Below are 15,352 nucleotides of genomic sequence, written 5' to 3'. Positions count from 1 at the left end.
TTATATTTTTCTATATTTTTACTCTACCAGTTCACTGCTTATCTGTTTAAACAGTCTCTTAACTTTTGAGCCAAAACCGAAACATGAGGTTCAGCCATAATACTATCATGATTACCGGGAATATCATGAATTTCTAAGCCACCAGCAGCTATTTCCTCCCACCTTTGCAGATAATCAGCATATTCTTGACTTTGATCAACTGCTCGGAAAAAGGTAACTTTACCTGCATAAACTGTTGGACAATAATTTCTGTAAGCATGAACGATGGCATCTCTAACAGCTAAGTGGCGGAGAGTGTGGGGTAAAGGCAGATTCCTCTTTACATAGAATTGATACACAGTTTCCGTGATTCTATCTTGAATTCGCCGATTAATTTTTTCCCAAATTGCGATCATCTGCTGTTGAAGTGTCAAATTATTAAAATTGCGACGATTGCGCTGAATCATATCTATTAAATACAACAATGTAAATTTACTGATACGAGACTTTCTTTTGACTGGAAATAAAGAATTAACAACTTGAGGGGATGAAGGTATCATTTTAGGAGGAAAAGCATCAAAAATCGTCAGTAATTCAACAGTCTCACCTTGAGCATAAAGTTGTTGCGCCATTTCATAAGCGATCACTCCTCCGGCACACCATCCTCCCAGTAAATATGGCCCATGAGGCTGAACAGTTTGGATTTCTTTAATATAGTGAGATGCCATATCTTCAACACAAGTATGAGGAGACTTTTTCCCATCTAACCCCTGTGCTTGTAACCCATAAACTGGTTGATCGGCATCCAGTTTAGATAATAAATTCAGGCTGTATATAAAACCTCCATAAATAGTATGAACATAGAAAAAAGGACGTTTTGAACCATGAGGTTGAATTGGTACTAATGAAGACCAAGAACTTGAATATCCTTCATCCCGAAGCACATTAGCTAATTGTCTAATTGTCGGAGCCTGGAAAAGAATAGTCAGAGCAATATTTTTACCAAATATTTTCTCAATTTGAGCAAATAAACGTACAGCTAATAGTGAATGTCCTCCTACATCAAAAAAGTTATCATTTAAACCAATAGGACGAATACCTAAAACATTTTCCCAAATTTTTGTCAGTTGCAGTTCTAAATTATCAGATGGAGTTGTATATTCTGCTGATTCAAGCTTTGTAAAATCGGGAGCAGGAAGAGCAAGACGGTTAATTTTACCATTAGGAGTTAAAGGCAAAACATCAAGCACAACAAAAGCAGCCGGAACCATATAATCAGGTAACTTCTGTTTCAGATACTGTTTTATTTCCTTGATACTTGCCTCATTTTCTCTAGGAATAATATAAGCTACTAATCGCTTCTCTCCAGGAATATCTTCTCTGGCAATAACAACTGTTTTTTGTACAGTCGGATGTTGAATTAAAGTTGCTTCTATTTCCCCTAACTCAATGCGGAAACCACGAATTTTGACTTGAAAATCCTTCCTACCTAAAAATTCTATGACACCATTAGATTTTAAGCGACCCAAATCTCCAGTGCGATAAATTCTTTTATTCTCACCTTTAGGATCATCTAAAAATGCTGCTTTTGTAAGTTCTGGTTTCTGCCAATAACCGAGGGCAATATGAGGACTTCTAATAGCAATTTCTCCGCAAATATCAGTAGGGTTGCCCATATCATCCAGCAAAAGAATTTCCGTGTCATCAAACGGATAACCAACTGGCACAAACTTATGAGTAATCTGCGTTTTTTTATCAATGAGATATTGGAGATTGAAAGAAGATTCTGTACAGCCTAAACCATTGACTAAAATACATTCATCACTAAAGTATTTTTGATATAATTCCACATCATTTTTAACAACCTCTTCTCCTCCCAAAACTACTAAACGTATCTGTGGAAGTCCCGTTGCTGCTATTGATTGTTTTTCTTCAGTTAATATCTGCATAAAGCTGCGATAAACAGTGGGAGTCGAATGATAAATACTAATCTTGTGTACTTCTAACCATGCCGATAAATGAGCTAAACCTTCTGTTTTGATATCAAATGGGTAAAGAGTAGCACCATTCAAAAGAGTAGAAAAGATATCTATAATTGCCCCATCAAAGCTATAAGATGCGAATAAACTTAACTTGTCATCTGCGGAAATATGAAGATTATTGGTATAGTTTCTGATAAAATGTAGGACATTGCGGTGATTTTGAATAACTCCTTTGGGCTTTCCTGTCGAACCAGAAGTATAAAGAAGATAAGCAATAGTATCTGGTGATATTTCGTGATTAATTTCTAAAGCCAAATCATTATTATTCAGTTCATCAATATTAATGATTGGTAGTTTTTCCGCAATTAATTCTTGAGCATCAACCAAATTATTGTGATTGGTTAAAACTACTTGGCAAAGAGAATCTTCTAAAATGTATAAAACCCTTTCTTGGGGATATTTGGGGTCAAGAGGAACATAGGTTTTACCTGCCTTGAGAACTCCCAAAATAGCAGCAATCATAGGTGCATCATGGTCAAATAACAGGGCTATATTAGCCTCTGTATTTAGATTTTCTGCCAGAATTACTTGGGCTATTCTATTGGCTTGGAGATTTAATTCTTGATAAGTCCATTGATGATTTTTGGTATGAATAGCTATCTTGTGGGGATATTTTTTAACTTGTTCTTCAAACCGTGCTGGAATCGATTGTTCAATCTCCTGTTTTGGGAATTCATTAAAGGAATTAGTAGGACAAGTAAGATTACGAAGATGGGATAATTCGTAACGTTCAGTTGCATTTAAAAGTGAGAAAGTAGAGATAGGTCGTTGTGGATTAGCAACAATTTCTGCTAACAATCGTTGAAAGTGTGTTACCATCCATTCAATAGTATCTGGATTGAAGAGAACTTTATTGTAGACCAATCGCAGATTAATTTTATGGTTATCTTCTCTAATATAGAGATTTAAATCAAATTTAGAAATGGTTTCTTGATCAGTAGTTTCAATAACTGAAACAGGTTCGACTTTTAATCCATTCAGTTGCAGGGAATCGCTTCTGAGATTAACCATATTAAACCAGACTTGAAATATTGGTGTGTGGCTTAAATTTCTTTCTAGCTGGAGTTCTTCTACTAACTTTTCAAATGGTAAATCCTGGTGAGCATAAGCCCCCAAAGTGACTTGTCGGACGCGATTGAGTAATTCCCGGAAACTAGGATTGCCACTTAAATCAGTCCGCAAAGCTAAAGTATTCACAAAAAAGCCAATTAAATCTTCAATTTCTCGGCGGTTGCGTCCCGCAATGGGAGTACCAACAATGACATCTTCTTGCCCACTGTAGCGACTAAGTAATATTTTAAATGCTGCCAGTAAGGTCATAAACAAAGTCACCCCCTCTTTTTGGCAGAGGGATTTGAGACTTGCAGTTAATTCAGAAGATAAAATAAAGGAATGAGAAGCCCCTCGGTAAGTTTGCACAGGAGGTCTAGGATAATCTGTAGGCAATTCTAATACAGGCAAAGTCCCACTTAACTGCCGTTTCCAGTAATTCAATTGCGATTCTAAAACTTCCCCAGCAAGCCACTCTCTTTGCCACAATGTCAAGTCTGCATACTGAATAGGTAGTTGCGGTAATGGAGAAGTTAATCCTTCAGAATAAGCGGTATAAAGTGCTTTCAACTCTGCAAACAACACCCGAAAAGACCAGCCATCAAAAACAATGTGATGAATGTTGATTAATAGCAGATTTTGCTCTGGACTCAATCGCAATAGTTTGATGCGAAATAGAGAATCTTCAGCTAGATTAAAAGGCTGCTGTGTTTCTTCTTTAGCTATTCTTTGAGCTTCTATTTCTCTTTGCTCATCAGGTAGAAATTGTAGATCAATTATAGGTAAATTGAAGTCAATATTATTAGTAATTACCTGAATTGGTTGTCCTGCTAGTGAGAGAAAATTTGTGTGCAGAATTTCATGACGTTGTAAAATTTCGCCAAGGCTTTGCTCTAATGCACTGATATTGAGTGACCCCAAAATTCCCAACCTATAGGACATATTATAAGCAGTGCTATTGGGTTCTAATTGGTCTAGAAACCAGAGGCGTTGTTGAGCAAAAGAAAGTGGCAGATTTTCTGACTGCTGTCTCGGTTTAATTGGTGCTAATGATAGGCTTTCAGTTTGATCTGCTGTGTCAATATGTTGGCAGAATTGGGCAATTGTCGGAAATTCAAACAGCAAGCGCAGGGGAATTTCTAGATTAAAGGCTTGTCGGATACGGGATATAAGGAGTGTGGCCAGTAATGAATGTCCTCCTAACTCGAAGAAGTTATCATGGATGCCAATGGTTTCTATTTTGAGTACCTGACTCCAAAGATTAGTAAGGATTTCTTCTGTAGGGTTACTAGGAGCAACATAATTACTTTGAACAGTGAAAAAATCGGGAGCAGGAAGAGCAAGACGGTTAATTTTCCCGTTAGGAGTCAAAGGAAGAGTATCGAGCATGACAAAGACGGGTGGTATCATGTAATTAGGTAGCCTGTCTTTGAGAAAATCGCGTAATTCTAAAGTCGTGGGGAGTGAATTTGCATCAGATACTATGTAAGCAACTAGACGCTTATCTCCTGAAGTATCTAGTACAGCAATGACAATAGTTTTACGAACAAGAGGATGTTGAATTAAGGTAGCTTCTATTTCCCCTAATTCAATGCGGAAACCCCGAATTTTGACTTGAAAATCCTTCCTTCCTAAAAATTCTATTGTGCCATCATTTCTTAAACGACCTAAATCTCCAGTCCGGTAAATTCGGCGATTTGTTGCTTCTGGATCGGGTAAAAATACGGCTTGGGTTAGTTGAGGATTTTGCCAATAACCAAGAGCAATGTAAGGGCTTCTAATAGCTATTTCACCATACAATTCAGCATTGAAGCCTAATTTATTGACTAATAAAATTTCTGTCTCTTCAATGGGATAACCAACCGGGATAAGATTATCAAAGTTTTCTGTTTGCTGATTGATGAAATACTGAAGAGTAACTGTTGATTCTGTTGGACCTAAACCATTGACAAAGATACAATCTGCTGAAAAATGTTGTTTGTATAAAGCCACATCTTTTTTCACTACTTCTTCTCCCCCCATGACTACTAACCGAATTTGAGGGAATGAGTTTTCTGACTCTTCTATTTGGGGTAAGGTTTCGAGAAAGTGTTTATAAACGGTGGGAGTGGAATGATAAATGCTAATTTTTTCTTGTTTTAAAGTTTTGGCAAGATGGGTTAGAGTTTGTGTTTTAATATCAATTGGATATAGGGTAGCTCCATTTAACAATGCACCAAAAATATCCATGACTGCTGCATCAAAGCTGTAGGATGCCAGCAGTGTTAATTTATCATCGGCAGCAATATGCAGATTATTGGTATAATTTCTGATAAAATGCAGCACGTTTCGATGATTTTGAATCACACCTTTCGGTTGTCCGGTTGAACCAGAGGTGTAGAGGATATAGGCTAGGGTATCTGGAGCAATAAATAAATTTATTTCATCAGCAAAATTATCTAATTCAATTTCATCAATATTAATAATTTTGATGTTTTTAGAAGTTAATTCTTGAGCAAAGGCGAGGTTTTTATTATTGGTGAGAATAGAAGTAGATTGGCAATCTTCCAGAATGTAAGTTAGCCTCAGTTGGGGATAGCTAGGGTCGAGAGGAACATAGGTTTTACCTGCCTTGAGAACTGCCAAAATAGCGGCAATCATGGGAGCATCATGATCAAATAATAAGGCGATTCTTGAAGTTCCTTCTGGGTATAATTGCAGAAGGTTGTGAGCGATGGCATTTACCCTATCGTTTAAGTTTACATAAGTCCACTGATGCTTTTTGGTATGAATAGCAATTTTATCTGGATATTTCCTCACTTGCTCTTCAAACCGAGCCGTGATTGATTGCTCAATAGCCGCTTTCGGAAATTCTATAAAAGGTTTATGAGGATAAACTGTGTTTTTCCCATTAGCTAAACGCTGTCTTTCTTTGCTACTCAAGAGAGATAAATTAGCAATGGGTTGTTCTGGATTGATGAGGATATTTTCTAGTAAAGTTTGAAACCTCTCGGCCATTGTTGTGATGGTTTCTGGATTGAATAAATCCCGGTTGTAAACCCACACCAAATCAATTCTTTCTGCTTCTTCACTCACATATAAAGTGATATCAAACTTAGCATTAGCTTCGGAAGTAGAGAGAATTTCTACAGTTAATCCAGGCATTTCTTGTTTCTGTTCTTCCAAGTTGATCATGTTAAACCAGACTTGAAACAGAGGATTGTAGCTAAGATTCCGTTCGGGTTGCAGTTCTTCTACTAACTTTTCAAAGGGCATCTCCTGATGTTCGTAAGCCCCTAATGTCACATCTTTAACTTTTGCCAGTAGTTCCCGAAAACTAGGATTATTATCCCAATGGGTGCGTAGCACTACAGTATTTATAAAAAACCCAATTAATCCTTCTAATTCAGGACGGGTACGACCTGCCACAGGAGAGCCAACTACAATATCTTCTGTACCTGTATAGCGAGATAATAAGATATTGAAGACAGCCAAGAGAGTCATAAATAGGGTAGTTCCTTCCCGCTGACTCAAAGTTTTAATCCCTTCACTCAGGGGTTGAGAAAGTTGGTGAATATGCTTTGCACCGCTAAAGGTTTGAATCGCTGGACGAGAATAGTCGGTGGGTAAATCTAGTAAAGGAGGTGCATTTTCGAGTTGTTGTTTCCAGTAAGAAAGTTGTTTTTGTAGAAATCTTCCAGCAAATCTTTCTCGCTGCCAATAAGCGAAATCAATATATTGAATAGGTAGTTTGGGCAAAGATGATATGGTTCCTTGCTGCTCATCTGAGTAAAGTATTCCTAATTCCCGATGCAGTAAGTTAATTGACCAACCATCAGAAATGATATGGTGTAGAGTCAGCAGTAATATATGTTCTTGTTCTTCAAGTCGGAGTAAGTTGCCTCGAATTAATGAATCTTTTTCTAAGTCGAAAGTTTGTAAATATTCCTTGTCAATTAATTTTTGTACTTCAGGTTCTTGAACATCTGTTGATAAATTTTGTAAGTCAATTAAGGGCAGAGAGAAATGAGAATTCTCTTGGACGATAGTAACAGGAATACCATCACGAGTTGCAATATTAGTGCGGAGGATTTCGTGACGGGAAATTAGCAATTTTAAGGCTTGTTCCAGGGCTGGTAAATTGAGATGTCCGTTGAGTCTGAAAGCCATTGCCATGTTGTAGGCAGCATTTTTACCCTCTAATTGGTCAAGAAACCATAGTCTCTCTTGGGCAAAAGATAGAGGTAAGTCCTGCTCTCTGGAAATCAGTTTAATTGGCTGAGGTGCATCTGGATGAACTTGCTGAAGAAATGCCAGAATTTCCGATTTGCGCGATCGCATTTGCTCCAGCAGGTCAGGTGTCATTGTTCCTTGGGGGGCAGTGTAGCGCAAACGACCCTCATCAATCCATAGCTTAACCTGAAGATGGCGAAGTTCAGATAAAAATTCTACAACAGGTTTCATAGTTCTCCAGCTTCTAAATTGGTTTCAGTGGATGCAAGTTCAGCTGACTTAGCCCACAGGATGGTTTCAATGCGATCGCTCAACTGCGCTATTGTCGGAGTTTCAAATAAAGCTCGTAGGGATAAAATTATCTCAAAGTCTTGACAAATACGAGATATAACTTGAGTACCTAAGAGAGAATGCCCACCTAACTCGAAGAAGTTATCATGAATGCCAACAGGTTCTACTTTGAGGATCTGACTCCAGATCTTAACCAGATTTTCTTCAGTGGAAGTACCAGGAACAACATAATTAGTTTGAGCAGAGGTAAAATTAGGAGCAGGAAGTGCGCGATGATCAATTTTGCCGTTGGGAGTTAAGGGGAAAGCCTCTAAAACTACACAGGCCGAAGGAATCATGTAATCAGGTAGCTTCTCTTTTAAAAACTGACGAATTTGATTTAAGATTTCCGATGGATGATTTTGGGTTGATATAGGAATAATATAAGCAATTAATCTTTTATCACCAGGGATATCTTCTCTAGTAATAACTTTGCTTTCCCGAATAATTGGATGTTGGTTTAAAACTGCTTCTATCTCTCCTAATTCTATTCTGAATCCCCGAATTTTCACTTGGTTATCAATCCGTCCCAGGAATTCAATCTTACCATTAGGTAAGTATCGAGCTAAGTCACCTGTTTTGTAAAGACGTGCTTCTGGGTCATTACTAAAGTGATTAGAGATAAATTTATCTTTTGTTAACTCCGGGCGGTTAAGATAGCCTTGGGCAAGACCAATACCACCAATATGTAGTTCTCCCAGCACACCAACAGGTACAGGTTGCAGATAACTGTCCAGAATATAAACTTGCGTATTAGCAATGGGACGACCAATAGCAAGTTTGCCATAGGTGCGATCGCTATCATCCCATTCTGCAACAGTAGCACAAACAGTGGCTTCCGTTGGCCCGTAAGCATTGAAAAAGCGTTTTCCAACAGACCAGTGGTTAATGAGATCAACAGGACAAGCTTCTCCTGCCACAATGATTGTCTGTAAGGCTGGGAGTTCTTGCACAGGCATAACTGCCAATGCCGATGGTGGAAGCGTGATATGGGTGATATCATAGTCACGCAATAGTTGAATTAATCCAGAACCTGGTAGCAGAGAGTCTTTTGTGCTTAAATACAGTCTTGCTCCTGACCCCAACGCCATCACTACTTCCCAGATAGAAGCGTCAAAGCTGAAAGAGGCAAACTGAAGAATGCGACTGGAAGCAAGCACATCAAACAGTTGAATCTGGGCTTGAGCCAAGTTGCAAAGCCCAGAATGAGTAACCATTACGCCTTTGGGTATGCCTGTTGACCCAGAAGTATAAATCACATCTGCCAAATGACTGGGCGTGATACCACTGACCACATTTTCCTGGTTGTATTGAGCAATTTGTTCCCATGTCTTATCAAGGCATATCACCTGTGCTTCATGCTCCGGTAGTCCCTCAACTAGTTGCTGTTCGGTCAGTAGCACTTGAACCTGGGCATCTGACAACATGAAACTCAGGCGTTCTTGGGGATAATCTGGGTCAAGAGGTACATATGCTCCTCCCGCTTTGAGTATCCCCAACAATCCTATTACCATTTCTAAGGAGCGTTCTACACAAATTCCTACCAGCACCTCCGGTCTTACACCCAAATTCTTCAGGTAGTGAGCAAGTTGATTTGCACGTTGATTAAGTTCCCGATAAGTGAGTTGTTGATTTACTCTTCGAGAAGCCGCGCTTTGCCCGTCTATCAACTAGATTGATGGATACATTTATCTTGGGGATAATCTACCTCCGTCTGATTCCATTCAACTAGATTGATGGATACATTTATCTTGGGGATAATCTACCTCCGTCTGATTCCATTCAACTAGATTGATGGATACATTTATCTTGGGGATAATCTACCTCCGTCTGATTCCATTCAACTAGATTGATGGATACATTTATCTTGGGGATAATCTACCTCCGTCTGATTCCATTCAACTAGATTGATGGATACATTTATCTTGGGGATAATCTACCTCCGTCTGATTCCATTCAACTAGATTGATGGATACATTTATCTTGGGGATAATCTACCTCCGTCTGATTCCATTCAACTAGATTGATGGATACATTTATCTTGGGGATAATCTACCTCCGTCTGATTCCATTCAACTAGATTGATGGATACATTTATCTTGGGGATAATCTACCTCCGTCTGATTCCATTCAACTAGATTGATGGATACATTTATCTTGGGGATAATCTACCTCCGTCTGATTCCATTCAACTAGATTGATGGATACATTTATCTTGGGGATAATCTACCTCCGTCTGATTCCATTCAACTAGATTGATGGATACATTTATCTTGGGGATAATCTACCTCAGTCTGATTCCATTCAACTAGTAATTGATGTTTTTCCCCTTCAGTGAGTAGAGGCAATTCCCAAATACTTTGAGTAGGAGCAGCTAATATCCCAGATAATAACATCTGCAAATGCTCTATCATTCGCTCTATGGTAGAACCATCAAACAAATCCGTATTATATTCCCACTCACCTATTAATTGTCCATGTCGTTCTGACATTGACAACGTGAGGTCAAATTTCGCCGTTTGTACTTCTGGTTGCAAAGCGGTGATGGTAACATCTGGTAACTGCAATTCTTCCAACGGTGCATTTTGCAAAGCAAACATCACCTGAAATACAGGAGTATGACTTAAATCTCTTGCTGGTTGCAGTACCTCTACTAACTGTTCAAATGGTACATCTTGATGGCTGTATGCTTCTAAACATACCTGCCTTACTTGACTTAGTAATTCTCTAAAACTAGGATTATTTGCTAAATCAGTCCGCAAAGCTAAAGTATTTACAAACAATCCCATCAACCCTTCAATTTCTCGGTGGTTACGTCCGGCAATTGGAGTTCCCACAATCACATCTTCTTGACCACTATAGCGACAAACTAAGACTTTAAATGCTGCCAGTAAAGTCATGAACAAAGTCACACCCTCTTGTTGACATAGGGATTTGATATTTGCGGTTAATTCTGGTGATAAAATGAAGGATTTAGTTGTGCCAATGTATGTTTGTACTCTGGGACGGGGACGGTCTGTAGGTAATTCTAATATTGGTAAATTTCCAGCTAATTGCTTTTTCCAGTGATTCAATTGCGATTCTAATACTTCTCCTCTAAACCACTGTCTTTGCCATAAAGTAAAGTCTGTATACTGAATCGGTAGTTCTAATAACGGAGAATTTAAACCCTGACAATAAGCTGTATAAAGTGCTTTTATTTCATTAAACAACACTCCAAATGACCAGCCATCAAAAATAATGTGGTGAATGTTGATTAGTAGCAAATGTGATTCGGCATTCAATCGCACAATTTTAACGCAAAATAGCGAATCTTTAGCTAGATTAAAAGGCTTTTCTGTTTCTTGTTTAGCTATTCTTTGAGCTTCTGCTTCTCGTTGCTCATCCGGTAGGGATTGTAAATCAATTACAGGTAAACTGAAAGCAATATGCTCATTAATAACCTGAGTTGGTTGCCCATCTACAACTACAAAATTCGTGTGCAGTATTTGATGACGCTGTATAATTTCACTAATGCTTTTCTCCAAGGCACTGATATTGATTAACCCCAAAAGCCGCAGCGTATAGGGCATATTATAAGCAGTGCTATTGGGTTCTAATTGGTCTAGAAACCAGAGGCGCTGTTGAGCAAAGGAAAGTGGCAGATTTTCTTGTTGCTGTCTGGGTTCGATCGCTGGTACTAATAAATTATCGCTTTGTTCTGTATTACCCATATTATAAGCAGTGCTATACAAAATTCGTGTGCAGTATTTGATGACGCTGTATAATTTCACTAATGCTTTTCTCCAAGGCACTGATATTGATTAACCCCAAAAGCCGCAGCGTATAGGGCATATTATAAGCAGTGCTATTGGGTTCTAATTGGTCTAGAAACCAGAGGCGCTGTTGAGCAAAGGAAAGTGGCAGATTTTCTTGTTGCTGTCTGGGTTCGATTGCTGGTACTAATAAATTATCGCTTTGTTCTGTATTACCTATTTGTTCCGATATTTTGGCAATGGTGGGAGTTTCAAATAGTAAGCGTAGTGGAAGTTCTAGGTTAAAGGTTTGTCTAATCAGAGAAATCACTTGGGTGGCAATTAATGAATGTCCACCCAACTCAAAGAAGTTATCTTCAATGCCAATATTGTCTACTTTAAGTACCTGACTCCAGATGTTGGACAGGATTTCTTCTGTAGGAGTTCTCGGAGCAGTATAATTACTTTTAGCAAAGGTGAAATCAACAGCAGGAAGAGCGCGATGGTCAATTTTGCCGTTAGGTGTTAAGGGGAAAGTCTCTAACACTACAAAGGCTGAAGGAACCATGTAATTAGGTAGCTTCTGTTTGAGGTATTCACGTATTTGTTCCGATATCGCCGATGGGGAATTTTTATTTGATGTGGGAATAATATAAGCAACTAATCGTTTATCACCGGGAATATCTTCTCTACAAATAACTTTAGCTTCTCTCAGATTTGAATGTTGGTTTAATACTGATTCTATTTCTCCTAATTCAATCCTGAAACCGCGAATTTTTACTTGGTTATCAATCCGTCCTAGATACTCAATATCACCATTTTCTAAATAGCGGGCTAAATCCCCTGTTTTGTAAAGACGTGCTTCTGGTTGATTATTAAAAGGATGAGAAATGAACCTTTCAGCAGTTAATTCTGGTCGATTTAAATAACCACGCGCTACACCAACACCACCAATATAAAGTTCTCCTGCAATACCAATGGGTACTGGTTGTAAGTAGGTATCTAATATATAAATTTGTGTATTTGCAATTGGACGACCAATTGGTATTAAACCCTCTCCTCCTGAAGCATTTGTTTTTTCAACTTTAGAAACAGTTGACCAAATTGTTGTTTCTGTGGGTCCATATACATTCCATACTTCTGAAACCGTTGCTAATAATTGATTTGCTAATTGTGTTGTTAATGCTTCTCCTCCACACAAAACTTTTGTATTTAACTTTCCTGTTGATAAACCAGCATTTAATAACATTTGCCATGTAGCTGGAGTAGCTTGCATGACTGTTACTACTGAATGTTGGATTTGGTTTAATAATCTATTTGCGTCTGTAGCAATTTCTCCGGTTACTACTATGACTTTAGCTCCAACTATTAATGGTAAATATAATTCTAAACCTGCGATATCAAAAGAGATGGTTGTAACTGCGTTTAATGTGTCTTTTGCTGTTAAACCTGGTTGCTGATTCATAGTAGTTAAAAAATTAACTACTCCTTGATGTTGTATTTGCACTCCCTTTGGTTTGCCAGTGGAACCAGAGGTGTAAATTATATAGGCTAGGTTGTTGGATTTGACTGCTTTTTCTATCTGTTGTGCGGGTGTTTTAGCAATTTCATCTGCATCTGTATCTAGACAAATGATCCTAGCTTGATGTTTTGGTAGTTTCTCAATCAAGGACCGCTGAGTTAACAGTATTGATACTTGGGAATCTGATAGCATGAACGCTAATCGCTCTTGGGGATAGGTATCTAGACAAATGATCCTAGCTTGATGTTTTGGTAGTTTCTCAATCAAGGACCGCTGAGTTAACAGTATTGATACTTGGGAATCTGATAGCATGAACGCTAATCGCTCTTGGGGATAGGTATCTAGACAAATGATCCTAGCTTGATGTTTTGGTAGTTTCTCAATCAAGGACCGCTGAGTTAACAGTATTGATACTTGGGAATCTGATAGCATGAACGCTAATCGCTCTTGGGGATAGGTATCTAGACAAATGATCCTAGCTTGATGTTTTGGTAGTTTCTCAATCAAGGACCGCTGAGTTAACAGTATTGATACTTGGGAATCTGATAGCATGAACGCTAATCGCTCTTGGGGATAGGTATCTAGACAAATGATCCTAGCTTGATGTTTTGGTAGTTTCTCAATCAAGGACCGCTGAGTTAACAGTATTGATACTTGGGAATCTGATAGCATGAACGCTAATCGCTCTTGGGGATAGGTATCTAGACAAATGATCCTAGCTTGATGTTTTGGTAGTTTCTCAATCAAGGACCGCTGAGTTAACAGTATTGATACTTGGGAATCTGATAGCATGAACGCTAATCGCTCTTGGGGATAGGTATCTAGACAAATGATCCTAGCTTGATGTTTTGGTAGTTTCTCAATCAAGGACCGCTGAGTTAACAGTATTGATACTTGGGAATCTGATAGCATGAACGCTAATCGCTCTTGGGGATAGGTATCTAGACAAATGATCCTAGCTTGATGTTTTGGTAGTTTCTCAATCAAGGACCGCTGAGTTAACAGTATTGATACTTGGGAATCTGATAGCATGAACGCTAATCGCTCTTGGGGATAGGTATCTAGACAAATGATCCTAGCTTGATGTTTTGGTAGTTTCTCAATCAAGGACCGCTGAGTTAACAGTATTGATACTTGGGAATCTGATAGCATGAACGCTAATCGCTCTTGGGGATAGGTATCTAGACAAATGATCCTAGCTTGATGTTTTGGTAGTTTCTCAATCAAGGACCGCTGAGTTAACAGTATTGATACTTGGGAATCTGATAGCATGAACGCTAATCGCTCTTGGGGATAGGTATCTAGACAAATGATCCTAGCTTGATGTTTTGGTAGTTTCTCAATCAAGGACCGCTGAGTTAACAGTATTGATACTTGGGAATCTGATAGCATGAACGCTAATCGCTCTTGGGGATAGGTATCTAGACAAATGATCCTAGCTTGATGTTTTGGTAGTTTCTCAATCAAGGACCGCTGAGTTAACAGTATTGATACTTGGGAATCTGATAGCATGAACGCTAATCGCTCTTGGGGATAGGTATCTAGACAAATGATCCTAGCTTGATGTTTTGGTAGTTTCTCAATCAAGGACCGCTGAGTTAACAGTATTGATACTTGGGAATCTGATAGCATGAACGCTAATCGCTCTTGGGGATAGGTATCTAGACAAATGATCCTAGCTTGATGTTTTGGTAGTTTCTCAATCAAGGACCGCTGAGTTAACAGTATTGATACTTGGGAATCTGATAGCATGAACGCTAATCGCTCTTGGGGATAGGTATCTAGACAAATGATCCTAGCTTGATGTTTTGGTAGTTTCTCAATCAAGGACCGCTGAGTTAACAGTATTGATACTTGGGAATCTGATAGCATGAACGCTAATCGCTCTTGGGGATAGGTATCTAGACAAATGATCCTAGCTTGATGTTTTGGTAGTTTCTCAATCAAGGACCGCTGAGTTAACAGTATTGATACTTGGGAATCTGATAGCATGAACGCTAATCGCTCTTGGGGATAGGTATCTAGACAAATGATCCTAGCTTGATGTTTTGGTAGTTTCTCAATCAAGGACCGCTGAGTTAACAGTATTGATACTTGGGAATCTGATAGCATGAACGCTAATCGCTCTTGGGGATAGGTATCTAGACAAATGATCCTAGCTTGATGTTTTGGTAGTTTCTCAATCAAGGACCGCTGAGTTAACAGTATTGATACTTGGGAATCTGATAGCATGAACGCTAATCGCTCTTGGGGATAGGTATCTAGACAAATGATCCTAGCTTGATGTTTTGGTAGTTTCTCAATCAAGGACCGCTGAGTTAACAGTATTGATACTTGGGAATCTGATAGCATGAACGCTAATCGCTCTTGGGGATAGGTATCTAGACAAATGATCCTAGCTTGATGTTTTGGTAGTTTCTCAATCAAGGACCGCTGAGTTAACAGTATTGATACTTGGGAATCTGATAGCATGAACGCTAATC

At 38.7% G+C, this 15,352-nt stretch carries 4 protein-coding genes; all 4 read right to left on the bottom strand.

Going from position 1 to position 15,352, the window contains the following annotated elements; genetic code table 11:
* Positions 1-38: 38 nt before the first annotated feature.
* Positions 39-7,514 carry a non-ribosomal peptide synthetase gene (locus A9Y75_RS21035; RefSeq protein WP_071191495.1) on the bottom strand — a complete coding sequence of 2,492 codons (7,476 nt, stop codon included), beginning with the start codon at positions 7,512-7,514 and terminating at the stop codon, positions 39-41.
* Positions 7,511-9,283 (bottom strand): amino acid adenylation domain-containing protein, encoded by a 1,773-nt coding sequence (locus A9Y75_RS21030; protein WP_071191494.1) that lies wholly within the window; start codon positions 9,281-9,283, stop codon positions 7,511-7,513. The genes A9Y75_RS21035 and A9Y75_RS21030 overlap by 4 nt, the downstream gene beginning before the upstream one ends.
* Positions 9,284-9,859: 576 nt before the next feature.
* Positions 9,860-11,326 (bottom strand): condensation domain-containing protein, encoded by a 1,467-nt coding sequence (locus A9Y75_RS21025; protein WP_143046469.1) that lies wholly within the window; start codon positions 11,324-11,326, stop codon positions 9,860-9,862.
* A gap of 13 nt (positions 11,327-11,339) precedes the next feature.
* On the bottom strand, positions 11,340-13,061 hold the full coding sequence (locus tag A9Y75_RS21020) for an amino acid adenylation domain-containing protein (RefSeq protein WP_236721488.1): 1,722 nt from the start codon (positions 13,059-13,061) through the stop codon (positions 11,340-11,342).
* Positions 13,062-15,352 lie beyond the last annotated feature (2,291 nt).

This window comes from Trichormus sp. NMC-1, from assembly GCF_001858025.1.
In the GTDB taxonomy this organism is placed as follows: Bacteria; Cyanobacteriota; Cyanobacteriia; order Cyanobacteriales; family Nostocaceae; genus Anabaena.
The sequence above is the reverse complement of the archived record's forward strand: the minus strand, read 5'-3'. Positions and strand labels throughout refer to the sequence as shown.